Source organism: Shewanella sp. SP2S2-4 (assembly GCF_031932025.1).
Lineage (GTDB): Bacteria > Pseudomonadota > Gammaproteobacteria > Enterobacterales > Shewanellaceae > Shewanella > Shewanella baltica.
The window spans coordinates 26,382-50,589 of the sequence record NZ_JAUOER010000013.1 but is presented as its reverse complement, the minus strand read 5'-3'; the positions used below and the strand labels follow the sequence as shown (position 1 = coordinate 50,589).

Sequence of the window (24,208 nt, the reverse complement as noted above, 5' to 3'; positions counted from 1 at the left end):
CTCCCCCTTCGCTTTAAAGGCTAATCTGCAACATCATGATAAAGCAGCCAAGCCTCGCGTTAAGATCCCATGACCGACTTATGCTTATGCTTATGCTTATGCTTATGCTTATGCTTCGCCATTTATCGCCTGAATACAGCGCTGCACGACTTCTTCGAAAGAGCCATCTATGCTCACTTGGATAACGTCAGCTTCATCGGTGGCGGGCATTTCCAGCGTATCGAACTGACTCTTGAGTAGCTCAATCGGCATGAAGTGGGCTTTTCTGGCAAACATGCGCTCTTTGACTAATTCAAAATCACCATATAGATGAATAAACACCAGCTTACTGTTGTTCTGACGGATTAAGTCACGATACTGACGACGCAGCGCAGAGCAGACAATCACCCCCTGTTCACCTTTTTGTTCAATGCTAAACACAGCATCGTTGATGCGCTCAAGCCAAGGAGCGCGATCGCTATCGTTAAGCGGTGAGCCAGATTTCATCTTGATAATATTGGCTCTAGGATGCAGGTCATCACCATCGATAAATTTCGTCTCTAACGCCTTTGCGACCGCTGCACCAATCGAAGATTTGCCACAACTAGAGACGCCCATGAACACATAGCTATTGCCTTTTTTTCTCTCAGTCACTTTGTTAACCTCATGCCAATTCTCGAATTTAGTCACTTCCCACTCTATCATATTACGGGTAACATGTTACCGGTAACCTACAAAAATGTGGACAACTTAACTAACAAGGAAAAGTCCTCTTATGTCTGATATGTCATTGATTCTGACAGCGCTGGGTTCAATCGCCCTGCTACTGTTCTTAGTGATGAAAGTGAGATTACATGCAGTGGTATCACTGATACTGGTGTCGATCATTGCCGGCCTTTTCTCTGGTATGAACCCAGCCGATATCACCAATACTATTCAACAAGGTATGGGGGGAACACTGGGCTTTGTGGCGGTAGTGGTCGCTTTGGGAGCCATGTTTGGCCGAGTAATGGAAGAGACTGGCGCGCTAGATCAGATAGCCCATACACTGCTGAATAAATTTGGTAACGACAAAGCCCACTGGGCCATGACTTTTACTGGCTTTATCTGTGCGCTCCCCCTCTTCTTCGACGTTGCAGTGGTGCTGCTGATTGGCATCGCCTTTGCCGTGGTTCGTAAAGGGGGTGGCAGCGTCGTTAAAATTGGTATTTCGTTGCTCGCGGGTATTGCCACCTGTCAGGCGTTCCTTATCCCCGCACCTGGGCCTATTTTGGTCGCTTCTCAGCTCAATGCTGACTTTGGCTACATGATAGTCTTCGGTCTATTGGCATCGATTCCGGCTATGATTCTAGGCGGCCCACTCTTTGCCAGCCTCATCTCGCAAAAAGTCCATGTTGAGCTACCCGCCCACGAGCAGCAAGAAAAAAGCGAACGAGAAGGCGGACCTATCCCCTCATTCGCACTATCAATCAGTATTGTGGTGTTCCCACTGCTGCTTATCGGTTTAAAAACCGTTGTGTCGCGCTTTATTGATGAAAAATCCGATCTGCATAACTGGCTCGCCTTGATTGGTCATCCCTTTACTGCCATTTTGCTGGCCTGTTTAATCGCATTCTATGTGCTGGGCGTGAGACGCAATATTCCCAATGAGCGCATCATGGAAATCTGTAGCAGTGCGCTCCAACCTGCTGGGGTTATTATTCTCGTCACCGGTGCTGGCGGCGTGTTCAAACAAGTGCTGATTGATTCGGGTGTCGGCGATGCGTTAGGGAATATGCTGGCAGGTTCGGGATTACCGATTGTGATACTGGCATTTATTTTGTCGGCTTCGGTGCGCGTGATCCAAGGGTCGGCAACCGTGGCCATGTTAACAGCTTGCGGCCTTATCATCCCGATACTTGAACCACTAAACTTAGATGGTGCTCAATTGGCGGCGATTACGATTGCCATTGGCGGTGGTTCGATTGTGCTCTCGCACGTTAATGACTCAGGCTTCTGGCTCGCAAACCGTTTTCTTGGATTGTCAGAAAAACAAACGCTGCAAACGTGGACGGTAATGGAAACCATTATTGGCACGACGGGCGGCATAGTCGCAGTCATCATCTCAGCGTTTCTCTGACGCTAGCCAGTGATCAAAAACATTAGGCATTAGCCGTTAAGCGAAAGATCGAGGGGAAGTCTACAATGTTTCCGCTAGATCAATACGATAGCCCAGATCGATAACCGATTCTGCTATCTCTTTGCCATTTAATCGGTCTAATAACTCAGTGGCAGCAATTCGGCCAATCTCCTTTCTCGGGGTAATAATGCTCGCCAATTTTGGCGTCATGGATTGCCCTATATCATGGCCATGAAACCCTGCAACGCCTATTTTTTCTGGGATCTTGATGCCTTGTCTTTGGCACTCAAATATCACCCCCGCCGCTAAATCATCGTTGGTGCAAAAAAAGCTATCCACATAGGGATATTTCGCTAAGGTTTGTTGCAATAACGACGCCCCCAAGGAAAACGACGAAGCCTCATTGGTGGTCATAGCCAAAGGTGTGAGCTTGGCTTGCTGCATCGCTAACTCGTAGCCTCGCATCTTAAGCTGAGTGCGAATATCCATGCGCGCGCCTAAGTAAGCAATGTGGCGATAGCCTTTTTCAATCATGGCCTTAACCATTTCGCATGCGGCCGCTGTGTTATCAAAACCCACACACTGTTGAATCGAAGGCGACACGCTATCCATCATTTCGATGACAGGAATGCCCGCCGTTTCAATCATTCGCACGGTACGCGGTGTGTGGTAACTTTCAGATAAAAGTAAGCCATCGATATTGTAAGAGAGCAGTGACGCCACCCGCTCCTCTTCTAATTCGGGCTGATATCCGTAGTGAGCTAGCATAGTTTGATAACCGCGCTGACCAGCCACATTCTCGATACCGCGTAATACTTCGGCAAATACTTGGTTGGTTAACGAAGGCACCAATACGCCAATGGCTCGACTGGTTGCTTGCGCCAAAATTTCCGGCGCACGATTAGGGATATAACCTAAGGTTTCTAGCGCGATAGCTATCTTTTCTTGGGTGCTTTGCGCCACCCTTGTTGGATTTTTTAAATAGCGGCTCACCGTCATTTTGGTGATCCCAACTTGATCGGCAACGTCTTGAAGAGTGGGTCTACGCTTTTTATTCATAGTATCTAATGTTAGTTAACAAGCCGCGGATATGGGTGAGATGTATAGCTAAAATATCGAATATAAACAAATAGTAGACATAAGCATCAGACGAGATTTTATAATAGTTCGCCCTGCGATACCAGTTAGGACTCTTTTATCGCGGCGCCGCTCATTGTAAGCATTTATCGGTAAAGATGATGAGGGGCTGATAACAAAAAGCTCAAGTGCTAGCACGTATATGCATTAACCTATTTGAGACTGAGCTAAGGTAAACATACTGGCAAAATTGTGGCGAAATCAAAAAGGATTGTAAAAAAGGAGAATAAAAAGAAAAGTATCGCGGGACGATCTTGCTAGCTAGGCCGCTCCAAACTTATGTCTGGAGCGACCTTTAACATTATTTGAATGGCTAAAAGTGATTACTTAGCCTGTTGGCGACCATGAGCGGGCTTACCTGCAGGTTTACCACCACTCTTTGATGGGTTTCCGACTTTAGCGCCGCCTTTAGCCTGAGAACCGCTGGCCTTAAAACCAGACTGGCCGAAAGGCGCTTTCGCTCCCGGACGGCTCGAATGAGCTCCGCTAGGTTTAGAGCCGGTTGGTTTAGCTCCTGCTGGCTTAGAACCGGCAGGCTTAGCGCCATTCGCTGCAGGTTTTCCACCTTTGCTGGCCGGTTTTGACTCAGCACCAGCCTGAGCTTGCGCGCCGCCTTTAGCTGCACTTTTAGATTTACCGTCGCCCTTGCGGTCATCAAACTGATTACCCGAGAAGCGAGTAAAGGCTTTTTGGCCTTGGTTGGCATCTTTCATCCATTTAGGTCCGCGCTCATTTCGACCTTCTGGTGGCACTAACTGATGCGGACTATTACCGATCAAGTCTTCACGCCCCATGGCGGTTAACCCTTCACGGATCAATGGCCAACCCGCAGGATCGTGATAACGCAGCAATGCTTTATGCAGACGACGTTGACGCCCTTTCTTCGGCACTGATACCACTTCGCTAGTATGCTTGACGTTTTTCAGCGAGTTTAACTCGGTATGATAAATCGTGGTCGCATTCGCCATCGGTGACGGATAGAAGTTCTGCACTTGGTCGAGCTTGAACTTACGTTCCTTCAACCACAGCGCTAAGTTCACCATGTCTTCGTCGGTCGTGCCCGGATGCGCCGAAATAAAGTAAGGGATCAGGAACTGCTCTTTGCCCGCTTCCTTCGAAAACTTGTCGAACAATTCTTTAAACTTATCGTAGGCGCCCATGCCGGGTTTCATCATCTTGCTGAGCGGACCTTCTTCGGTATGCTCAGGGGCGATTTTTAAGTAGCCGCCCACATGGTGCTGCACTAACTCTTTTACATAAGCCGGATCTTCGATCGCCAAGTCGTAACGCACGCCAGAGGCGATCAATACTTTCTTGATGCCAGGTACAGCACGCGCCGCGCGGTACAAGTCGATAGTGTGTTTATGATCTGTGCCTAAGTGGCCGCAAATCGATGGGAACACACAAGAAAGACGGCGACAGGTTTTTTCGGCTTTTTCGCTAGTACAACCTAAACGATACATGTTGGCGGTTGGGCCGCCTAAATCGGAAATCACCCCAGTAAAGCCTGGCACTTTTTCCTGAATATCTTTGATTTCTTTAACAATCGATTCTTGTGAACGACTCTGAATGATTCGGCCTTCATGTTCGGTAATCGAACAGAAAGAACAACCACCAAAGCAGCCACGCATGATGTTAATAGAAGTCTTGATCATGTCATAGGCAGGGATTTTTTCCTTGCCATAGATAGGATGAGGAATACGCTGGTAAGGTAAATCGAATACCGCATCCATCTCATCGGTATTGAGCGGCCATGCGGGCGGATTCACCCAAACGGCGCGATCGCCATGAGGTTGGAATAACGCACGGGCACAACCTGGATTTTGCTCTTGGTGCAAAATCCGTGAAGCATGGGCATATAAATATTTGTCTTCAGAGACTTTTTCAAACGCTGGCAGCAGCACATAGGTCTTATCCCATGGTTTAGGTTTAGGCGGCTGAACGCTAATTGGTTTAGGGGCTTCGTTATCGAATATCTTCACATCCGACGGGCCAGACAAGTTAGCACAACCCACATCATCGGCACCATAAGGATTCGGTAGCGGCTCTATCTTATGCAGTTGGTCAATCTTGCGCGAGTCCATACCGCGCCATTCGGGCAGCGGCTCTTTACGGATAACAGCAGTGCCGCGCACATCGTGCAGCGAGCTAATCGGTTCGCCGGCAGCTAAGCGGCGTGCCACTTCAACTAAAGGACGCTCGGCGTTGCCGTACATCAGAATGTCGGCCTTGGCATCGAAAATCACACTGCGACGCACTTTGTCCGACCAATAATCGTAATGGGCGATGCGGCGTAAACTGGCTTCGATACCGCCAATGATCACGGGCACATCTTTAAAGGCTTCTTTACAGCGCTGGGTGTACACAGTCACAGCGCGATCTGGGCGCTTACCGCCAATATCGCCCGCGGTATAAGCATCGTCAGAACGTAAACGACGGTCAGCGGTGTAACGGTTGATCATCGAATCCATGTTGCCGGCGGTGACGCCAAAAAACAGGTTTGGACGACCCAATTGCATAAAGGCGTCTTTGCTCGACCAATCAGGTTGGGAAATAATGCCGACTCGGTAACCTTGGGCCTCTAACATACGGCCGATCACTGCCATGCCAAAGCTTGGGTGATCCACATAAGCGTCGCCTGTGACTATGATAATGTCACAGCTATCCCAGCCAAGCTTATCCATCTCCTTGCGGGACATAGGTAAGAAAGGCGCAGTGCTGTCGCCTGTAGCCCAATACTTGGGATGACTAAAGAGTGTGGATTCAACTTGCATCGATTGTGACCCGAAAACGTAATGTCAAATAAAGGCGCCACTGAAAATAAGTTACGCCAATTTAGGGACGCGGAGTATAGCAGGCAATGGGGGATAAGTGCGATTAAAAAAACACCAATCGAGGCATTTTCAGGGGTATTTGAGCCAGAAGCGTAATACCCCTAAATCCGCTATGGATATGGCTTAGGGCGGAATTGACCGCCCAATTCCAAGCGTCTAGAGACCCTTTCCTAATCCTTGGGCAAAATGCAGCAAATTCACCAACGCCAGACTGATGATCACTAGCCAAGTGAGCAATACGCCCCAGAAACGCCCAAAATGATAACCCCCTTGGCCTTGAGTTAAGCCGATAGCATGGAGTAAGCGCGCCACTATCCACACAGTCCCAAAGCAATGGAGATAAAATACAGGTAAGCCACCGGCTTCGGCCACCAGCATGAGAATCAATACGATAGGCGCATTTTCGATCAGGTTTACATGGACGCGATTTGCTAAGGCAAGCGCATTGTTACCGCCATCCCCTAGGCCAATCTTGTGACTTTTTCTGACCTTCACTACGCGATAGGCTAAAGCGACAATTAATAGCCCAGTGAGGCTAGCGTAAAGACCCGTTACCATCAAAGACATATCTATTTCCCCTTATCAAAAAGCTGACTATAGCCCGAGCTGCAAAAATTCAGCAATTTATTTGTATTAAGGTTAAAAGCCGTTAACCTTTTATAGACAAGATAGGTTAATATGCGCGCGTTAATCCCTACAACTTTTTATACAGTGAAGACCCCGATTGGATAACGACGAGTTTATCGAAAAACGCAGATTTATCATCAAGCTAGGCAAGGCATTGCATAAGTTTGGCACACCCGCTTATCGCCTAGAAACCCACTTACAAACCGTTGCGCGCACCTTAGGTATCGAAGGCTACTTCCTTATCTCGCCAACTTCGATGACCTTCGTTTTACAACACGATACAGATCAAGAATATAACCATGCCGCTCGGGTGAAGCCCGGCGAACTCGATTTAGGTTCACTCGCCCGCACCGATGAATTAGTCGATGAATTAACTTCGGGCAAGCGCACTTTGGCCGAGGCCTTAGACCGCTTAGAAGAAATCGCCAACAAACCCAATCCCTATGGCCCAGTGTTAACCTGTTTTTCCTTTGGTACTTCAGCCGCTGCCTTTGCCATGTTGATGGGCACAGGTTGGAACGATGTATTTGGGTCGGGGTTATTAGGCTTATTTGTCTATGGCTTGGTATACCGCGCCGAACGCTCGGCACGCATGGCCGAAGTGCTCGAACCCTTCGCCACCATTCTTTGTGCCATTGCCGCCTGCGGCATAGCGCGTATTGATCCCAACATTAATATCCCAGTGGTGATCCTCTCCTCGATCATTATTTTTATTCCCGGCTTAGCCTTAACCTTAGGTCTGGCCGAACTTGCCGCGCGGGATTTGATTTCCGGCACGGCGCGCATCATGGATGCGATTATGCAATTGTTTAAACTGTACTTTGGTGCAGTGCTCGGCATGGCGATTGGTAAAGCCGTGTTTGGCGAAGCGATTCATATCGAGCCAGAAGGGTTGCCGCGCTGGGCAATTTGGTCGGCGGTACCGATTTTATCTATGGCGTTAGTGTTTATCTTCAAGGCACGGATGCAGGATTCGCCTTGGGGCGTATTAGCTGGAATTGTGGCGTTTTTCTCGGCCATGCTCGGCGGACATTATTTTGGTGATTCGGTGGGCATTTTCTTTGGCGCCTTGGCTGTCGGGATTTACTCCAACCTCTTCGCCCGCTGGATGAAAGCTCCCGCCTCCATTGCCCTGTTGCAAGGCATAGTGATCTTAGTGCCCGGCAGTAAAACCTATATCGGACTCAATGCCTTAATCTCAGGTGAGACCATGCTTAACCAGTCCCATATTGGCTCGCAAATCTTTTTGATTTTTATGTCTCTAATCGCGGGATTGATTTTTGCCAACGTCGCCGTCCCGCCAAGGCGAACATTGTAACAATTGTGAATTCGGCTGGAGCCCGCGCCCAGCCGCCACCTTAAGTTAACCTTAAGTAAAATCAGAAACTTATTAAAATGTTTTCTTGACTAACACCCGCTTTCCATGTGTTATTAAATTGTGAATTGCAGAGTGAGATTGTTTTCGCTGCAGTCGTCAATTTCATGGGAGTGGCCTTTTATGCAGAAATTCATTCAGTATGCATGCATCCTACCTTGTTGTGTTGGCAGCCTAATCAGTGCTGCCCAAGCAGAAGACACTAAGCTCACCGATCCCGCAACACAGGCTCAAGCAACCAAAAAAGTCAGCAAGATCGTCGTAGTTAACAATCCTATTTTTGATGAATCCGATCCCGATGCTTTTTTCATCCACCGCTGGGCGAACGCTTTACACATCAACACCAAAGAATATGTGGTGCTCGATAAACTGACCTTCGGCGAAAATGATACTGTCGCCCAGAAAGACCTCGACGAATCGCAACGGCTATTACGGGCTGTGCCCTATATCCGCGACGCCAAAATTTATGTCGCCGAAAAAGATCCCCTCGCCGATACCGATCCCACGGTTGAGTCCGTTGTCGTCGAAACCTGGGATAACTGGTCATTATTGCCCACTGCTAGCCTGAGCAGTTCAGGTGGCGACACTCGTTATTCTTTTGGTGTTAAAGAAGACAACTTACTCGGAACAGGTATCCGCACTCGACTCAAGTACCAGTCCAACGAATCCCGTAATGGCTACAAATTTGCATTCGAAGCTCCGCTGAGCATTATCGAACACGGCACAGTTGCCGCCGAGTTTTACGACAATAGCGACGGCCAAGCTAAGCACGTTTATGTGAGCAAGCCTTTCTATTCTCTCGATACCAATACCATGTATTCGGCAGAGTTTTTAGACGATAACCGTATTGATACCCTGAGGCAAAATGGGCAAGAGATAAATGAATTCGAACACACAGTCGACTACCTTAATCTGCAATATGGCTGGTTAATTAATAAGAACAGTGAGCATCTTTCTCGCTTTATTACCGGTGTTACCCAAGATAAACACGAGTTTGCCAATTCAGATCTCTACCCTAATTCGATGCTGCCTCAAGATAGGGATTTTATGTACCCTTGGGTCGCCTACGAGTTTATCCAAGATGATTTCCATGTACTGAATAACGTTCACCTGATCACCAACAACGAAGACTTTAACTTAGGCTGGCATCACTATGTGCAACTCGGCATAGAAACCAATGACATAGGCGATAACAATCCTGTCGGCTACCACGTCAATTGGCAAAGTACTGGCGGCTATAAGTTTGACGACCAACTGTGGCTGTTAGAAATGGGCGGCACTAGCACAATAGGTACAACCCAAAAAGACACTTACAAGGTCGATGTCCAAGCCGAGTACTTCTATCAAATCAATCCGAAGTGGACAGCCTACGGCAAAGCATGGGCCAGCCTTTCACAGAACACTTATCTGGATCTGACCAAAGGGCTGGGAGATGAAACTGGCGTGCGCGGTTATCCAAACGAATACCAACAAGGGGACAATCAGTGGTTATTGACCGCCGAGATACGTAATTACCCCAACATCAACTTATACCAATTGGCTGAATTGGGCTGGGCCATCTTTACTGATTTGGGTCAAGCTTCCGGCGGCCAGTTTGCCGAGAATAATGAAGTCAGTGGCCCACTGGGCAGCATAGGTATAGGCGCGCGGATTTATTCCTCACGCTCCAGCTATGGCAACGTCGCCCATATCGATTTTTCGATTCCTTACACGGGCGGCGAGTCAGTGAACAGTTGGGAATGGCGATTCCTAGTGAAACGCAGTTTTTAGCGGCTGATTTACGAATTGCGAATAAGGTAGGGCGCTGAGTTAAAGCGCATTGATAAGATGTTGATCTACAGAGTCATGCCGTTTAGCCCAACAAAACCAAACGCTAACCGTCCAGAGAATAACTGGGCAGTTAGAGTTTGGTCATCCAACGCAGACCGAAGGTACTACGCAGCAGTTTTACTGTGCTGTTGTGGCGCATTTGAAACAGACAACCCAAGCTAAAACTGACAATAAGGCCGGGGGTCGAACCGATAAAAGCACGACCGCTTTGCGCTAGTTGTTGTTTCCTCACCTGCAATAACTCATGCTGCAGCTGACCTTGTTCTGTCAGTACAGTGAGCTTCAATTGCTGTTTTTTCAGTAACTGTTGCACTAGCATTGTTGATCTTCCTGTTGTTTATTGGCTGAGTGTCGAGTAGAAAACAACAGCCGTAACTGCTGCCAAGTCTTTGAAAAACCCGCTTGCGACAGCACATAGCTCAGACTACGCCAACACCAAATCAATAACACAAACTGCAATACCACTAACGCGCTCGCGGTAATCAACAGCGAGCCGCTCAGTTGAAACAGCAAATAACCCAGCAACAACAAGATACTGCCCCAGAATAGGGTAATACCCGTCCCAAAACAGACGACCAAAGCCGCAGCAACAATCAAGCTGCGACCCGTTAACTGCCATTCTGCCGTTGCTATTTTCCCTGCCAAATTTAACTGATTGATATAGGCTTGCTTCACCGAGCTGCTCAGTGCCGCTATCTCAGCCAATTGCTCAATGGCCTGATCAACCACTTTATTCTGGGCAGCTGATGCGGGCTGTCCAGTGGGTTCAGCATGCTGGACAGGTCTTTGCTCTGGCGCCTCTGACTGTGCACGGTTTTGCATAACCCCACCTTAGCGACGGCGTAACAAAGCCGTCAACACTACACCAGCAGCAAACGCTATCCCAGCTGTGGCCAGAGGATTCTGCGCTGCCAGCTCACGGGTTTTACTGTAAGAGCTTTGCAGTTGCTGTTTAATTTCCTCTTGCTTGTGCGCCAGTGTTTCCTGCGAGCTAGCGGCGGTTTTACGCAAAGCATCCTCTGCAACAGCGGCTTTCTCTGCCACAGCGTCAACGGCATGATGCGTCACTTCGCTGGCTTTCGCTGTGGTTGGTGAATTTAACGCGCCGTTATCTTTACTGTTAGTTTGTTCTGTTACACTTTTTGAACTGGCCATTAGCAGACTCCTTGATGAACTGAGTGCAATGCAACAAAATGCTGCACTTTGCATATAAACCAATGCAATGGCTAAGCCAATTGATATAAGCATATAAAAACAAAGTCTTAGATTAAAATCATTTATATCCTTGCCCTCAGTTAACGGTAGATGTTACCTACATAGGGTAATTTTTACCTACCCTATCAATACGTCACTTATTCGCTTGCTGCAGTAACGCTGCAATGCCGTAGAGTATAGGCGTAGCATGATCAAAAAAAGCACGAAATCCAGAACACAAGTAGTTCAAACCAAGTTCGCCATCTGGTGCTCGAATGAGACGATTTTTAGGACATTCTCCCCAGCACAATTTGAGATGCGAGCACTGTAAACAATAACTGGGCAGATTATCGCGCTTTGCCATCCCAAAGGCCTCTTGGCGAGTCGAAAAAACCAGATCATTCAAACCGTCTTTGGCAATGTCGCCAAGTTCGTATTCAGGATAAACATAGTGATCACAGGAATACACTTTGCCATCGTGCTCTACCGCAATGCCTTTGCCGCAAAACTCCGCCATCACACAAATTTGAGCCGGCAAGCCCATCACCTGCGCGACTGCGGTCTCAAATAAGTTCACTAGTACTCGGCCTAAATCATGGTCCACCCACTCTTCAAACACGGCTATCAAAAAGCGCCCCCACTCATCGGGATCAACAGACCAATCAGTGACCACAGACATAGGATGCCCAGGTTTAGCAAGCTCCGTACCTATGATAGGTAACATCTGCTCTTGCCAAAATTGTGGTGCGGTTTGCTTAAAATTATTCGCCTCAACACAAGGGGTAAATTGAATATAGGTGGCGCCGAGTTCTTGGGTAAGAAAACGATAAACCTCTAACGGATACATCACATTATGACGATTGATGACGGTCAAGGCATTGAAGGGAACTTGATGCTTTCTCAGCAGAGCAGCCGCAGCCATTACTCGCTCAAATGTGGGTTTGCCGCTACGGGTGACGCGATATTTATCATGTAATGCTTGTGGACCATCAATTGACAAGCCGACGAGGAAATCATTCTCTTTGAGGAAAATCGCCCAGTTATCATCAAGTAGAATGCCATTAGTCTGTAAGTCATTTTTAATCTTTACATTACTAGGCGCGTAAACTTTCTGTAGCTGGACGACTTTGTTAAAAAAATCCAGCCCCATGAGGGTAGGCTCACCGCCCTGCCATGAGAACACTATTTCATCGCCATCTTGGCTGTTAATGTAATTTTCGATAAACAATGCCAGTGTATCATCGGGCATATATGTCTGCTTCGGTTGCCCTAACAACTCAGCTTTATGCAGATAGAAACAGTACTGACAATCAATATTACATTTCGAACCACTAGGCTTAGCCATCGCATGAAAACGTCGCACATATTCTGGGGTGTCACTCAAATCTTTCTTGGCTGTCAATAGGGGAATCACAGGCATATACGTGCTCTTTTTCATGGAAATAACACCATCGCGCCTTTAAATTAATCCAATATAACAAGTGCCCTGAATGCAATCGCACGCAGGACACATGAATACACGTTACTTTGTTTACTTTACAAAACTTGCTGGCTTTTGCCTGGGCGGGTAAGCGGCTAATGTTTGCTTCATTTTGGCGACTTCCGCCAGTGCTGGCATCATAATAAATGCATGGTCATACCACCAACGTTCGTATCCGATTCCAGTGTCTCCATGTTCGAAAGGATCTGTTTCCATATCAAAGAGCAAGGGCGCACGTAGCTGAGTAAAAGGCTCACGCCACACATCCATTCCGTTACTTTTCTGAATGTTAAAATGTATCTTCCAACGGCCATAACGCATAGCTAATAAGTCGCCATCATCACTCCAGTAGAAGAAGTTTTCCCGTGCGGTTGCCCCCTTACCTTCGATGAGTTTACTCTGGTCAAAGCCATCAAGATGAACCTTGTAAGTTATGTCGTTAACTTTATAGCCATTGAGCAGCTTGTCTTTCACTTGAGCGTCACCAGCAGCGGCCAATAATGTAGGAAACCAATCTTCACTGGCAAACATCTCCCTAATCACTGAACCCGGTTGAACATGCCCAGGCCATTTAATCATCGCGGGCACCCTAAAACCGCCTTCCCAGCCAGTATTTTTTTCACCGCGAAACGGTGCCATACCCGCATCAGGCCAAGTGGCAATCATAGGACCGTTATCTGTGGTATAGATAATGATAGTGTTGTCGTCTATGCCTAACTGCCCCACTTTATCGAGTAGCTTCCCCACTTGGTCATCATGCTGCAGCATGCCATCAGCATAAGTATTTAAGCCCGTTTTATCTTTGTATTCAGGGGGAACATGCGTCCAATTATGCATTCTAGAAGGATTCACCCACATAAAGAATGGCTTATCGGCCTTCACTTGACGGGTCATAAAATCAGCAGCAGCAGACATGAACTCATCATCTACTGTTTCCATGCGCTTACGCGTTAAAGGGCCGGTATCAACCACATCCCCCTGAGTTGGCGCTACGCTGCCCCTAGGACTGTCTTTTTCGGCACTTTTTGCGGTTACTTTCAACACCCCTCTTGGCGCAAAGTTTTTCAAAAACGCGGGATCTTTAGGATAATCCGCATTCTCCGGTTCTTCCTCGGCATTGAGGTGATATAAATTGCCGTAAAACTCATCGAATCCATGTCGAGTTGGCAAATACTCATCCCGATCGCCCAAATGATTTTTACCAAATTGGCCCGTGGCATAGCCCAGATTTCGCAACAAAGTAGCCATGGTCGGATCTTGCTCTGAAATACCCACCTTCGCCCCTGGAAAACCAACTTTACTCAGCCCTGTACGAATAGGCATTTGTCCAGTAATAAATGCCGAGCGGCCCGCAGTCGAACTCTGCTGAGCATAATAGGATGTAAACTTGGCGCCTTCTTTGGCGATCCTGTCAATATTAGGTGTACTGTAACCCAGCATACCTTGGTTAAAGGTACTGAGATTCCAATAACCAATATCATCGCCCATAATCACTAATATATTCGGTTTATTTGCAGCGTAGATATTAGTTATATTACCGCCCAAGATTAACGTCACCGCTGTGGTAAGTAATTTTTTCTGCATGTGCATAATCCTTTCCCTCTCCTTGCTGTGATAATAAATTTATTTTTTATGCCGCAGCCATCGATTAATATAATAACCAGCACTCTGTAATTAAAACTGTTCCCCTCTACAGAGGCTCTACACATTTCCACAAGGCTTTGTGCCATCGTTCAATATTTGATATCACCCTGATGAGATAATTTTATAAATTACTTTGCGGGTAAATACTGACCAAATTCATTGGCCACACCTAAATCATGATTAATTTCATCATTTTCAAAAGCTATGTTGCCATTAATTATTACGGTATCAACTAGATGTGAATTTCGATTGACCAAACGTTGTAAATCAAAGTTTTCCATTTCAGCCCAACTGACCTGCTCTAAATCCAGATTAAAATACTCAGGATTAACAATGACAATATCAGCTCGATCACCTTGACGAATTTTCCCAGCGTCAATACCAAACCAATCGGCCTGATCACCAGTCATCTTCCACACCGCTTTTTCCATGGTCATAATGGCTTTACCTTCATCCATGCTTTCTTTAACTAACTTCAGCATTCTTAACGGTAAATTATAAAAAGCCATATTTCGGATATGCGCACCAGCATCGCTAAAGGTGATCAGCGACTTATCATCCCCGACCATTTTCTTCAGCACGTCTTTTCGATGATTCGCGACTGTAGTGTACCAGCGCAGCTTAGTGCCAAATTCAACGACTAAATCAAGAAATAGATCAACAACATGCACATTACGGCTCTTAGCCACCTCAGAAAAATTTTTGCCTATGATGCTATTATCGGGACAATCTAAAATAATCGCGTCGCCAAAATCCCGCTGCCACACTCTCGGACTTAACTTTTCCCCATAAAACTTCCTGAAGTTTCTGCGATAGGTTTCATCTTTTAATAATGCGTTACGCTCCACTTCGGCTTTTAAGTTTAAAGCCATCTCACCCGCGCCAAACTCTTCAAAGAACACCACATCAATGCCATCGGCATAAACGGTAAAAGGAGTAGGCAACACTTGCCAGCGAAAATCCCCCCTAAAGAAATTAGTCACTTGCGCCGCAATATTAGTGATCTTGCTTAAATAAACACTGCCCTTTAGATCCATTCGACTAATTAACGTTGTTTTTAACGGCTTTTTAAACAGTCCCATGCATTCACGCATATACTGATTAACTTGCAATATAGCGGCAGCATTCGGCGCCCCTTGATGCACACGATCAAACTTGCGCACCAGCGCATTTAGACGCGAGATCTCTTTCCATGGCGCATAGGTACTCGGCAAGCTTTTAGACCAAGCCCTATCACCATCCAATTTGTCCCACTTTAACCGCATAGTCGACAGTCCAATGAAACCAATCTCTAACGCTTCCTCGAGCAAGTCCTCCATCTTTTTGATTTCACTAGCACTAGGCACAACATTACGATCGGTGGCCCTTAATAGCCCCATAACACCGACTCTTAAATCGCTATGACCCAACATAGTAATGACATTTGGTCCAAGCGGATGCCCCTTAACAAAATCAACCCATTCCTTAGGTGTACTCCAGGTTTTATGCTGCTTTAAAATAGGCAACACTTTTTCCCTCGGCACAGTCTCTACTCGGGTAAAGATATCGGCGGCATCTTCATAATCACTGCAAATCATGCTCAATGAACAACTACCCACCAGCACAGTCGTTACCCCATGACGCACTGACTCAGATAGGCTCGGGCTTACGATAAGCTCTGCATCATAATGTGTATGACTATCAATAAAACCAGGCATGACCCACTTGTGATTGGCGTCTATCACTCGGTGACTTTGAGATTCATCTAGAGCCGTATCGCTAACTCGCATAATCTTGCCGGATTTAATACCGATATTTTGAATTGTGGCAGTATTCCCCATGCCATCAAAATAGAGTCCATTTTTGATAATTATGTCAAATTGCATCCTAAGCCTCGCCTTGTTATTGTTATTAGTCCAACCTGCCTTGTAAGGTAACAACATTTAGATTACGCTTTGCTAATTCAAAATTCTTGTCATTTGACGACATTTAAAAACATGAAATAAACAATAAAAACAGTGACTTAACAATTTCGCAGTCGATTTTATGGAAAATATAAGACAGCAAAACTGTGCCGAGGAAAGAGGCCAATGGAGCAGGAATATTTGATCCGCAGCGGATCTCTTCAAGGTTATGCCGAGCTAATGACATCTTTACAGGGTGATACTCATGCGCTGTTAAAACAGGTGAACTTATGCATTGACGATCTTAAAACCCATGAAAAACTCATTTCATTCAATTCAATGCAAAAGCTACTAGAAATTAGTGCCGGTCAACTTAATATGCCCCATTTTGGACTCACACTATCACAGCGACAAAATATTGAGATGCTTGGGCCTTTAGGATTATTAATGGCGAGTTGCAACACAATAAAAGAAGCAATCTATACGGTGCAGCGATATATGTCTGCCCACTCTCCCTCAGAAAATTGGATATTAAGTGAAATAGGCAATACCGCATCCATCACTCGCTTTGAATACGCAACCAATACCATCCCAGTAAAACAAGTCAAAGAATTAGCGCTGGGGGCATGTTACAAGATGCTGACTTTATTCATAGGTAATCAATTCAATGCCATCAGGCTTGAATTATCCCATAGTGCAATTTCTGACATTAAAATTTATCGCCACATTTTTAAAACGGATGTAAAATTCAATCAAGATGCAGACAGAATTATTTTTGATAAAAAATATCTCGATTATCCCGTAATATTCCATAGCAAAGAGAGAAGTCAATATTTAGAAAATTACATTAATCTTGCAACCCAACCCTTTGATAACATCGAACGCAAAATAATTAGCTTAATTTCACAGGGAATAGAAACCAATCAGTCATTACTGGACAGTATTTCTACCGTACTCAAGATGAATAAAAGAACCCTACAACGCCACCTGACAACGCAAAACATAAGTTTTAAGGATCTTGTGGCACATGTTAAGGGAACTAAAGCCTGTTGGTACCTTAGTGCGAGTCAAATGAGTATTACCGCTATCAGTGCCGCGCTGGGCTACCACGACTGTAGTGCATTTTCAAAAGCCTTTAAGAAACAACATGGATGCTCGCCACTGCAATGGCGCAACAAAAAACAAAGTACGGCGAATAAACCTAACGCTAGATAACAAAAAGCCCGTTTGTCATTACGACAAACGGGCTTTTTATTGAATGAGGTGAGTTGGCCGATAAGCCGGGTCCTGTCTTGGACAGTCATTCATCTAGGCCTGCAATCGCTCACAGGCTCAAGCGACCTACCCGGTTCCAACGCGAGCCACGCCATACGGAACCCTATTTGGTCTTGCTCCGGGTGGAGTTTACCTTGCTACGAACTATTGCTAGCCGCACGGTGCGCTCTTACCGCACCCTTTCACCCTTACCGACCTGATAAATCAGGCAGGCGGTCTACTCTCTGTTGCACTTGTCGTCGGTTCGCACCGCCCAGGCGTTACCTGGCACCCCGCTCTTTGGAGCCCGGACTTTCCTCCCCGTTCTTGCGAACGCGGCGACTGTCTGGCCAACTCGGCGCGGATTATAGCCTAAGCCACCCTGATGCACCACAGATAATCCGCTCGTAACCGTTTTAGCGCTTATAAATCAGACTCTAGGCCGTATTTATACAGAGCATTCTTTTTAAGTCCATGAATTTGCGCGGCAATTGCTGCGGCTTTCTTCAATGGTAATTCTTCACATAAGAGTTTGAGCGTATTAATAGCGACCGTGGGAATCGCTTCGTCATCACTCAAATGGTAGCCATGCACCATAAGCACGATTTCACCCTTCTGCTGATTCGGGTCAGTACTTACGGTGGCAAGCACCTCTGAGACAGGGCCAGATAAAAAGGTTTCGAAGGTTTTGGTCACTTCGCGCGCAATCACCACATGGCGATCACCGCCCAGCACTTCGACCATAGTCGTTAGACTGTGCTCGATGCGGTGGGGTGATTCGTAAAAAATCAGCGTGCGCGGATCTTCTTTCAGTGCCAATAACTTATCGGCGCGGGCTTTTTCTTTTGATGGCAGAAAACCCTCAAAAGAAAAACGATCCGATGGCAAACCTGAGGCGCTTAAGGCGGTAATCGCCGCGCAAGGGCCGGGAAGAGGGATCACATTAAACCCAGATTGGCGCACATGGGAGACTAAGTGGTAACCAGGATCGGAAATCAACGGCGTACCCGCATCGGAAATTAATGCTATCGACTGTCCAGCGGCAAGCTGATCGACAATCCACTGGGCACGCGCACGCTCATTGTGGTCATGCAAGGCCGTGGTTTTAGTGGTAATGCCAAAGTGGCTCAATAACTTACCGCTGTGGCGAGTATCTTCACAGGCGATCAATGAAACCTGATTCAGCACTTCTATTGCCCGTGAGCTCATATCGCCCAAATTACCTATGGGAGTAGGAACTATGTAGAGTGCGACGCTTTGGTCCATATATACCTCTGTAATGACAGTGCCAAGACTTTCGTCAAGCGCGAGAGAAGGTTAAACTAGAGGCCGCATCTTACCAGAGTGAAGCCCAGTGTTAAAAAGCCTGAATACAACTAAGTTCGTTTCCGTGGCCATTTTATCGGTAATCTTGGCGGGTTGTGGTGTTTCATCGCCCAATTCCACTGGAACAACCGCCACATTGGCTACCTCATTAGCATCCGCACCTTTGGCGGCAAATGTCTATTTGGCGCAAGCGGCCAATAGTAAAGATCCGCAGCAGCGCGATACTAATCTGCTGCTAGCAGCCCATGCCTATATTAATGCCAATGACTATGCCGCAGCGCAGAAGCTACTAAAATCGATACTGCCGAGCTTAACTCAGAGCCCAACATTACTGGCCGAACATAAATACTTAACTGCACGTGTGCTTGAACACACGTCCACCTACAGTGATGCCCTTAAAACCTTAAATTATCCAAGTAATTGGAGCCTGCCAAGCTGGCAGATGACGGCCTATCACCAGTTCAAAGCGCATTTATATCAATTGAATAAACAGCCAATTGAACAAGTACGCGAGTTGAGTTTACTGACAACTTACTTGCCACCCGCCCAAGCCAACGAAGTGAATAACACCATTTGGCAAGTGCTGCAGCCGATGCACGAACAAACCATAAAGACGTTTACGCAAGATGCTAAAAGTCCTGTGTTTGCAGGCTGGTTACAACTGGCTTATATCGCTAAGCATTATGCCGTCGATCCCACCCAGTTAGTGCGCTACTTAGGTGAATGGCAAAAGCAGAACCCTTATCACCCAGCTGCGGCAAAGTTGCCTGCCGATTTAGACAGAGCCCTCAACGCTAAGCCTTTTACACCGAAAAACATTGCAGTGCTGTTGCCGCTGACTGGCCCAAGAGCGAACGCCGCCAATGCGATTCGCCAAGGCATATTAGCCAGCTATATGGCGAAGCAAAACGATAAAGTCGCAGTGAATTTTTACGATACAGCCAACGATGCGGCGAGTGCCTATCAACAGGCGCTGATGGCGGGAGCCGAGTTTATTATTGGCCCATTACTGCCGACTGAAATCGAACAACTGCAAGTGATGAATGCGGCAAATACTGCCGCCACTAATGCAGTGGCCAATGCTGCCAACCCAGACAAAACGGCCAATACGGTTGCTGCAGCTCCTGCGGTGCCTGTACCACAACTGTTTTTGAATCAAGTTGATAAATTCACCCCCGATCCAAACAAATTCTACTTTGCGCTATCACCAGCCCAAGAAGCAGCCGATGCCGCCGAGCATTTATATCAAGATGGCGTCACTATGCCATTGCTGCTCGCCAGCAATGATGCCCTTGGTAAACGTATGGCCGAAAGCTTTATTCAAGCGTGGAAAAAGAAGAGCGATAACGTCGTCGAAGTCTATTATTACGATGGCGGCGACCAAATGAAAACCACAGTGCAAGATGCCCTTGGCGTGCGTGATAGCCAAGCCCGTATCGCACGCATCAAGGAGCTGCTGGGTAACTCTGTGCAGGCTGACTTCCGCTCACGCCAAGATATTGATGCCATTTATATGATTTCAACGCCGCAGGATCTGACTCTGCTCAAGGCCTTTATCGACGTAAACTTTAGCGTATTCACTCAACCTGTGCCCTTGTATACCTCAAGCCGCAGCCGAGTTGAGAACGAAAGCACACAAACGGCGCAGGATTTAAATAACCTCACCCTCAGTGATGCCCCTTGGCTGATGCAAAACGGCGAAGAAAACCTCATGGTTAACACATTATTTTCGGGCTGGAATAACAGTCAGAAACGTTTGTTTGTTATGGGGTATGATGCAATGGACTTGATCGGCCGCTTAGCGCAAATGCGCTCATTTACGGGTTACCAATTCAATGGCCGCAGCGGCGCTTTATCGGTTAGTCCAGATGGCATAGTAAACCGCCAATTAAGCTGGGGACGTTACCAAAGAGGCAGCTTCCGCCAGCTATGACACTCGGACAACAGGCAGAAGCGCACGCACAACGTTACCTTGAACAGCAAGGGTTAACTTTTGTCGAACGTAATGTCCGCTATCCGTTTGGGGAAATTGATTTAATCATGCGCCATAAAAGCCATTGGGTATTTGTTGAAGTGAAGTATCGCTCGGCAACCCAATATGGCGGCGCATTACAGGCTTTAAGCGCGGCGCAAATAACGCGGATTCGCAAAGCGGCCAACCACTATTTGCAACTCAATCGGCTCGATGTGCCCTGTCGTTTCGATGTCATCGCCATGGAAGCCGATCAAATTCATTGGCTCGTCGATGCCTTTTAAGCGCCAATAGTGCGAGAGTGGCAACACAAATTATTTTTAACGTCTGTGCCTCAACACGCTTGTGGAAATATGGCATGATAGCAACACTTTATCCTGAAAGGATTTATCCATGTTAGAACGCATTAAAGACAGCTTTACTGAATCTATCCAGACAAAAATCGATGCAGCCGAAGCACTGCCAGAATCAATCGCCAAAGCGGCCGAGATGATGGTGCACTGTCTTTTGGGTGGCAATAAAATCCTTGCTTGCGGTAACGGCGGCAGTGCTGGCGATGCACAACATTTCTCAGCCGAACTGCTAAACCGCTACGAGATTGAACGTCCACCCTTACCGGCCATCGCCCTGTCTACTGACACTTCAACCATTACAGCTATCGCCAACGACTATAGCTATGATGAGATTTTCTCAAAACAGATTTTTGCCTTAGGTCAACCGGGCGACATTCTGCTGGCAATCTCCACCAGCGGTAATTCAGGTAACGTAATCAAAGCCATGGAAGCCGCATTAAGCCGCGACATGACTATCGTTGCACTAACGGGTAAAGATGGCGGCGCTATGGCTGGCCTGCTGAGCGTGGGCGACGTAGAAATCCGCGTGCCTTCTAACGTCACCGCACGAATTCAAGAAGTGCACTTACTGGTGATCCACTGCCTGTGTGACAACATTGACCGCACACTCTTCCCGCAGGACGAGCAGCAATGAGACACGCTGCCCCACTGTTAATGGTTTGCTTGCTGCTACAAGGCTGCGCCGGTGCCGTTATGGTGGGCGCAGTGAGTGGCGCCATGATGGCCAATGATGAGCGCACTGTTAAGACACAGATTGATGATACTAATACGGATTTTAGGATAACTAGCGCACTGCTAGAGCAAGAAGATCTTAAAAAACAAACCAATATCACTGGCGTGTCCGTCAATGGCAATGTGCTTATGATAGGCCAAGCCCCTAACTCCATGTTAAGGGATAAAGCCATCAAGGTTGTGCAAGACCTTAAACTAGGCGGCAAGATCCACAATCAGATCCGCATTGGCAACCCGACTTCTTTCACTACACGCAGCAACGACACTTGGGTCACCACCAAAGTGAAGGGCCGCATGTTAAACGAGAAAGATTTAGATGTGACTCGCATTAAAGTCATCACTGAAAATGGTGAAGTCTTCTTACTTGGTGTTATCCATCGCTCGCAAGCAGATTTAGCTGTCGATATCGCCCGCAATACAGCAGGCGTGCGAAAAGTGGTGAAAGTATTTGAATATACAGAGTAACTTTACAATTCAAGTATGTTGAAATGTGAGTATTTTGGCAGTGAAGCCTAAGTCGCGAGTCAACTCGCATACTTAGGCTTAAACGCTCAGCGTTATTTCCCCGTTAGTGTATCCGCAACTTTAGGCGTCGATTTTGATAACAGCGACCCTAACCAAGGTAAACACAACGAAGGCAACACAATCAAAGCAGCGCCGAGCCAGCTTAAGTTATCCAACCACTCATCGAATAACAACCAGCCTAAAAAGACAATAAATAACAAGCCAGTGTATTCCGCAATCGCGATATCGCTTGCCTGTGCTTTACGGTAGGCCAGCACGCAAAACCAATGATACACAAGTAAAAATGCGTTGCTCAGCAATGCCACGCCCACCAGCTCCCAACTCAAACCTTCGATGCCCTGAAACGCCGCAATCACTAACGTCGCTGGAATACCCAGTAAGTTATACAACATCAGCGTTAACACGGGATGCTCTGCATTAGGCACTTTTTTCAGCGCTAACTGATTCACCGCAAAGGTAAAAGCCGAAAATAGCACAGCAATGCCATACCAGTTCATCTCACTCGGCCGCAGGATAATCAAAATACCAACAAAACCTAAGCCAGTGCAGATGGTCTGGGCAACAGTGATCCGCTCCCTCAGGAAAAAATACCCCATCAAGATGATCATCAAAGGTGCCGAGTAAAACAATGAGCTAACCGTCGCGAGTGGCAATGCCATCAAGCCAATAATTAAAAAAAGCGCGCCAACTGAGCCTATGTTGGCACGCCAAAGGTGAACTGAAATATGTGTCGTCATCGGCCGCTGTGAATACAACCACACTGGCAACAACATAAAGACTGAGGAGATTTGCCTGACAAGAAGGAAAGTCGAGGCATTCGCATCGTCCGGCAACCACTTTATCGACACATCATAGAAGGCACTAAATAGATTACCTACTATCAATAAAATCAAACCGATAACAACTGGGCGTTGCATTTTTTAACATCCATAAATCTCAATGGCGGCATGATAATCCTTCCAAAACTTAAGCTGAAATGATGCTTTCTCATGCTGGATGAATTAAATTCATACTAAAGCCTTTAGATATTGAAAATAATGAGAAAGCTACCACCATTACGCGCACTGCAAGTGTTTGAGGCCGCCGCCAGACAGCAGCATTTTTCTAAGGCAGCCGATGAACTGTGCATCACCCAAAGTGCGGTGTCTCACCAAGTACGAGTATTAGAAGAGTATTTTGGCGAGCAACTGTTTGACCGCCAGGGGCGTAAACTGCAGTTAACCCCGAAGGGACACGGACTATTTCTAGAGTTAGAGCGGATATTCAACGAGTTAAGTGATCTTAATTTGAAGGTGCGCGACACGCCCAATCAGCAGCTGTGCTTAGCAGTTTACAGTTCCTTCTCGGTGAAATGGTTGATCCCCAGACTCGCCGATTTTCGCCGCCAATATCCGAGCGTAAAAATCCGCCTTGAGATGATCACCCAAGATCCTGATCTCAGCACTAGCACGGCAGATATCTTTATCGCAGGAAAACTGAATCAACGCGGCTATTGGCAACAGTTACTACACAAAGAACGGCTAATCCCAGTGTGCAGCCCAAATTTCTACCTTAAATGGCGCGACATAAGCCTGAATAATTTCCAGCAACAAGCCCTGCTGGTTGTCGATGAAGGCCCACTCGGACTCGACTGGCACAAGTGGTCATCGGCGCACCAAATCCCACTCGATAACGAACAACAACATGTGTTTAGTCATATTGTGATGGCGATTGAGGCGGCGATTGCAGGCCAAGGCTTAGCCCTAGCGCCGGACTTTATGGTGGCAGGTGATATCACCACGGGGCGTTTGGTCGCCTTGAATCTTCCCGATGTGCATACTGGATTTGAATTTACTTTCTTTTGTAAGCAACGCCGTTTATCAGAACCTGCAATTGCCGCCTTCTCCTCTTGGCTAAAATCACAGGCCTAAGGTGAGCATACAGACACAAAAAAGCCGACGCTGA

21 protein-coding genes and 1 other RNA gene are annotated in these 24,208 nt (G+C 46.9%); 9 read left to right on the top strand and 13 right to left on the bottom strand.

The features are described from left to right. Positions 1-108: 108 nt before the first annotated feature. Positions 109-684 carry a gluconokinase gene (locus Q4Q54_RS12230; RefSeq protein ID WP_409438291.1) on the bottom strand — a complete coding sequence of 192 codons (576 nt, stop codon included), beginning with the start codon at positions 682-684 and terminating at the stop codon, positions 109-111. Between the two features lie 70 nt (positions 685-754). Between Q4Q54_RS12230 and gntU the strand changes: the two genes are divergently transcribed. Next, positions 755-2,098 carry a gluconate transporter gene (gene gntU, locus Q4Q54_RS12225; RefSeq protein WP_311988565.1) on the top strand — a complete coding sequence of 448 codons (1,344 nt, stop codon included), beginning with the start codon at positions 755-757 and terminating at the stop codon, positions 2,096-2,098. 60 nt (positions 2,099-2,158) lie between these two features. Here gntU and gntR read toward each other — a convergent pair whose 3' ends face one another. The 3 genes from gntR to Q4Q54_RS12210 all read right to left on the bottom strand — a co-directional run bounded on the left by gntR (position 2,159) and on the right by Q4Q54_RS12210 (position 6,636). Then, positions 2,159-3,157, bottom strand: coding sequence for a gluconate operon transcriptional repressor GntR (gntR, locus tag Q4Q54_RS12220; protein ID WP_311988564.1), 999 nt, complete (start codon positions 3,155-3,157; stop codon positions 2,159-2,161). 401 nt (positions 3,158-3,558) lie between these two features. Beyond that, positions 3,559-6,009, bottom strand: a complete 2,451-nt coding sequence (locus Q4Q54_RS12215) for a YgiQ family radical SAM protein (RefSeq protein ID WP_311988563.1) — start codon at positions 6,007-6,009, stop codon at positions 3,559-3,561. Between the two features lie 216 nt (positions 6,010-6,225). After that, positions 6,226-6,636, bottom strand: coding sequence for an MAPEG family protein (locus tag Q4Q54_RS12210; protein WP_006084485.1), 411 nt, complete (start codon positions 6,634-6,636; stop codon positions 6,226-6,228). Positions 6,637-6,793: 157 nt separating this feature from the next. Here Q4Q54_RS12210 and Q4Q54_RS12205 point away from each other — a divergent pair, with 157 nt between their 5' ends. Both Q4Q54_RS12205 and Q4Q54_RS12200 read left to right on the top strand, forming a co-directional pair. Further along, positions 6,794-8,014, top strand: a complete 1,221-nt coding sequence (locus Q4Q54_RS12205; RefSeq protein WP_311988562.1) for a threonine/serine exporter family protein — start codon at positions 6,794-6,796, stop codon at positions 8,012-8,014. A gap of 180 nt (positions 8,015-8,194) precedes the next feature. After that, the gene (locus Q4Q54_RS12200) at positions 8,195-9,841 is read left to right on the top strand and encodes a hypothetical protein (RefSeq protein ID WP_311988561.1); all 1,647 of its coding nucleotides are present in this window, start codon (positions 8,195-8,197) and stop codon (positions 9,839-9,841) included. Positions 9,842-9,971: 130 nt separating this feature from the next. Here the strand turns inward: Q4Q54_RS12200 and Q4Q54_RS12195 are convergent, their stop codons facing one another. The 6 genes from Q4Q54_RS12195 to Q4Q54_RS12170 all read right to left on the bottom strand — a co-directional run bounded on the left by Q4Q54_RS12195 (position 9,972) and on the right by Q4Q54_RS12170 (position 16,084). Next, the gene (locus Q4Q54_RS12195; protein WP_011848121.1) at positions 9,972-10,220 is read right to left on the bottom strand and encodes a hypothetical protein; all 249 of its coding nucleotides are present in this window, start codon (positions 10,218-10,220) and stop codon (positions 9,972-9,974) included. Beyond that, a complete protein-coding gene (locus tag Q4Q54_RS12190; protein ID WP_311988560.1) occupies positions 10,214-10,723 on the bottom strand; it encodes a hypothetical protein in 510 nt (169 codons plus the stop codon). The genes Q4Q54_RS12195 and Q4Q54_RS12190 overlap by 7 nt, the downstream gene beginning before the upstream one ends. A gap of 9 nt (positions 10,724-10,732) precedes the next feature. Continuing rightward, on the bottom strand, positions 10,733-11,056 hold the full coding sequence (locus Q4Q54_RS12185) for a DUF883 C-terminal domain-containing protein (protein WP_311988558.1): 324 nt from the start codon (positions 11,054-11,056) through the stop codon (positions 10,733-10,735). Positions 11,057-11,249: 193 nt separating this feature from the next. Next, entirely contained in the window at positions 11,250-12,533 is a 1,284-nt protein-coding gene (locus Q4Q54_RS12180) for an anaerobic sulfatase maturase (protein WP_311988557.1), read from the bottom strand. Positions 12,534-12,626: 93 nt separating this feature from the next. After that, positions 12,627-14,165: an arylsulfatase gene (locus tag Q4Q54_RS12175; protein ID WP_409438290.1), complete on the bottom strand. Its 1,539-nt coding sequence runs from the start codon at positions 14,163-14,165 to the stop codon at positions 12,627-12,629. A gap of 182 nt (positions 14,166-14,347) precedes the next feature. Further along, a complete protein-coding gene (locus Q4Q54_RS12170; protein ID WP_311988555.1) occupies positions 14,348-16,084 on the bottom strand; it encodes an amidohydrolase family protein in 1,737 nt (578 codons plus the stop codon). Between the two features lie 204 nt (positions 16,085-16,288). Here Q4Q54_RS12170 and Q4Q54_RS12165 point away from each other — a divergent pair, with 204 nt between their 5' ends. Continuing rightward, a complete protein-coding gene (locus tag Q4Q54_RS12165; RefSeq protein ID WP_311988554.1) occupies positions 16,289-17,317 on the top strand; it encodes an AraC family transcriptional regulator ligand-binding domain-containing protein in 1,029 nt (342 codons plus the stop codon). Between the two features lie 45 nt (positions 17,318-17,362). Here the strand turns inward: Q4Q54_RS12165 and rnpB are convergent. Beyond that, positions 17,363-17,714, bottom strand: an RNA gene (rnpB, locus tag Q4Q54_RS12160) — RNase P RNA component class A. Positions 17,715-17,779: 65 nt separating this feature from the next. Next, complete coding sequence (gene rsmI / locus Q4Q54_RS12155; RefSeq protein ID WP_220591361.1) at positions 17,780-18,622, bottom strand: 16S rRNA (cytidine(1402)-2'-O)-methyltransferase; 843 nt, start codon at positions 18,620-18,622, stop codon at positions 17,780-17,782. An 88-nt stretch (positions 18,623-18,710) separates the two neighbouring features. Here rsmI and Q4Q54_RS12150 point away from each other — a divergent pair, with 88 nt between their 5' ends. The 4 genes from Q4Q54_RS12150 (at position 18,711) to dolP (ending at position 22,204) form a co-directional block, all read left to right on the top strand. Further along, positions 18,711-20,615 (top strand): penicillin-binding protein activator, encoded by a 1,905-nt coding sequence (locus Q4Q54_RS12150; RefSeq protein ID WP_311988553.1) that lies wholly within the window; start codon positions 18,711-18,713, stop codon positions 20,613-20,615. Then, entirely contained in the window at positions 20,612-20,938 is a 327-nt protein-coding gene (locus tag Q4Q54_RS12145) for a YraN family protein (RefSeq protein WP_006084496.1), read from the top strand. Before Q4Q54_RS12150 ends, Q4Q54_RS12145 begins: the two co-directional genes overlap by 4 nt. Positions 20,939-21,047: 109 nt before the next feature. Beyond that, positions 21,048-21,641 carry a phosphoheptose isomerase gene (locus Q4Q54_RS12140; RefSeq protein ID WP_006083530.1) on the top strand — a complete coding sequence of 198 codons (594 nt, stop codon included), beginning with the start codon at positions 21,048-21,050 and terminating at the stop codon, positions 21,639-21,641. After that, complete coding sequence (gene dolP, locus Q4Q54_RS12135) at positions 21,638-22,204, top strand: division/outer membrane stress-associated lipid-binding lipoprotein (protein ID WP_106649115.1); 567 nt, start codon at positions 21,638-21,640, stop codon at positions 22,202-22,204. The genes Q4Q54_RS12140 and dolP overlap by 4 nt, the downstream gene beginning before the upstream one ends. 92 nt (positions 22,205-22,296) lie before the next feature. Here dolP and Q4Q54_RS12130 read toward each other — a convergent pair whose 3' ends face one another. Next, positions 22,297-23,181: a DMT family transporter gene (locus Q4Q54_RS12130; RefSeq protein WP_261273279.1), complete on the bottom strand. Its 885-nt coding sequence runs from the start codon at positions 23,179-23,181 to the stop codon at positions 22,297-22,299. Between the two features lie 120 nt (positions 23,182-23,301). On the opposite strand from Q4Q54_RS12130, the gene Q4Q54_RS12125 reads away from it, so the two are divergent. Beyond that, the gene (locus Q4Q54_RS12125) at positions 23,302-24,174 is read left to right on the top strand and encodes a LysR substrate-binding domain-containing protein (RefSeq protein WP_006084499.1); all 873 of its coding nucleotides are present in this window, start codon (positions 23,302-23,304) and stop codon (positions 24,172-24,174) included. Positions 24,175-24,208 lie beyond the last annotated feature (34 nt).

What these genes read in the sequence shown, in the direction of transcription:
- Q4Q54_RS12230 (WP_409438291.1), bottom strand. Translation starts at nt 684, where the DNA reads ATGATAGAGTGGGAAGTGACTAAATTCGAGAATTGGCATGAGGTTAAC.
- gntU (WP_311988565.1), top strand. Translation starts at nt 755, where the DNA reads ATGTCTGATATGTCATTGATTCTGACAGCGCTGGGTTCAATCGCCCTG.
- gntR (WP_311988564.1), bottom strand. Translation starts at nt 3,157, where the DNA reads ATGAATAAAAAGCGTAGACCCACTCTTCAAGACGTTGCCGATCAAGTT.
- Q4Q54_RS12215 (WP_311988563.1), bottom strand. Translation starts at nt 6,009, where the DNA reads ATGCAAGTTGAATCCACACTCTTTAGTCATCCCAAGTATTGGGCTACA.
- Q4Q54_RS12210 (WP_006084485.1), bottom strand. Translation starts at nt 6,636, where the DNA reads ATGTCTTTGATGGTAACGGGTCTTTACGCTAGCCTCACTGGGCTATTA.
- Q4Q54_RS12200 (WP_311988561.1), top strand. Translation starts at nt 8,195, where the DNA reads ATGCAGAAATTCATTCAGTATGCATGCATCCTACCTTGTTGTGTTGGC.
- Q4Q54_RS12195 (WP_011848121.1), bottom strand. Translation starts at nt 10,220, where the DNA reads ATGCTAGTGCAACAGTTACTGAAAAAACAGCAATTGAAGCTCACTGTA.
- Q4Q54_RS12190 (WP_311988560.1), bottom strand. Translation starts at nt 10,723, where the DNA reads ATGCAAAACCGTGCACAGTCAGAGGCGCCAGAGCAAAGACCTGTCCAG.
- Q4Q54_RS12185 (WP_311988558.1), bottom strand. Translation starts at nt 11,056, where the DNA reads ATGGCCAGTTCAAAAAGTGTAACAGAACAAACTAACAGTAAAGATAAC.
- Q4Q54_RS12180 (WP_311988557.1), bottom strand. Translation starts at nt 12,533, where the DNA reads ATGAAAAAGAGCACGTATATGCCTGTGATTCCCCTATTGACAGCCAAG.
- Q4Q54_RS12175 (WP_409438290.1), bottom strand. Translation starts at nt 14,165, where the DNA reads ATGCACATGCAGAAAAAATTACTTACCACAGCGGTGACGTTAATCTTG.
- Q4Q54_RS12170 (WP_311988555.1), bottom strand. Translation starts at nt 16,084, where the DNA reads ATGCAATTTGACATAATTATCAAAAATGGACTCTATTTTGATGGCATG.
- Q4Q54_RS12165 (WP_311988554.1), top strand. Translation starts at nt 16,289, where the DNA reads ATGGAGCAGGAATATTTGATCCGCAGCGGATCTCTTCAAGGTTATGCC.
- rsmI (WP_220591361.1), bottom strand. Translation starts at nt 18,622, where the DNA reads ATGGACCAAAGCGTCGCACTCTACATAGTTCCTACTCCCATAGGTAAT.
- Q4Q54_RS12145 (WP_006084496.1), top strand. Translation starts at nt 20,612, where the DNA reads ATGACACTCGGACAACAGGCAGAAGCGCACGCACAACGTTACCTTGAA.
- Q4Q54_RS12140 (WP_006083530.1), top strand. Translation starts at nt 21,048, where the DNA reads ATGTTAGAACGCATTAAAGACAGCTTTACTGAATCTATCCAGACAAAA.
- dolP (WP_106649115.1), top strand. Translation starts at nt 21,638, where the DNA reads ATGAGACACGCTGCCCCACTGTTAATGGTTTGCTTGCTGCTACAAGGC.
- Q4Q54_RS12130 (WP_261273279.1), bottom strand. Translation starts at nt 23,181, where the DNA reads ATGCAACGCCCAGTTGTTATCGGTTTGATTTTATTGATAGTAGGTAAT.
- Q4Q54_RS12125 (WP_006084499.1), top strand. Translation starts at nt 23,302, where the DNA reads ATGAGAAAGCTACCACCATTACGCGCACTGCAAGTGTTTGAGGCCGCC.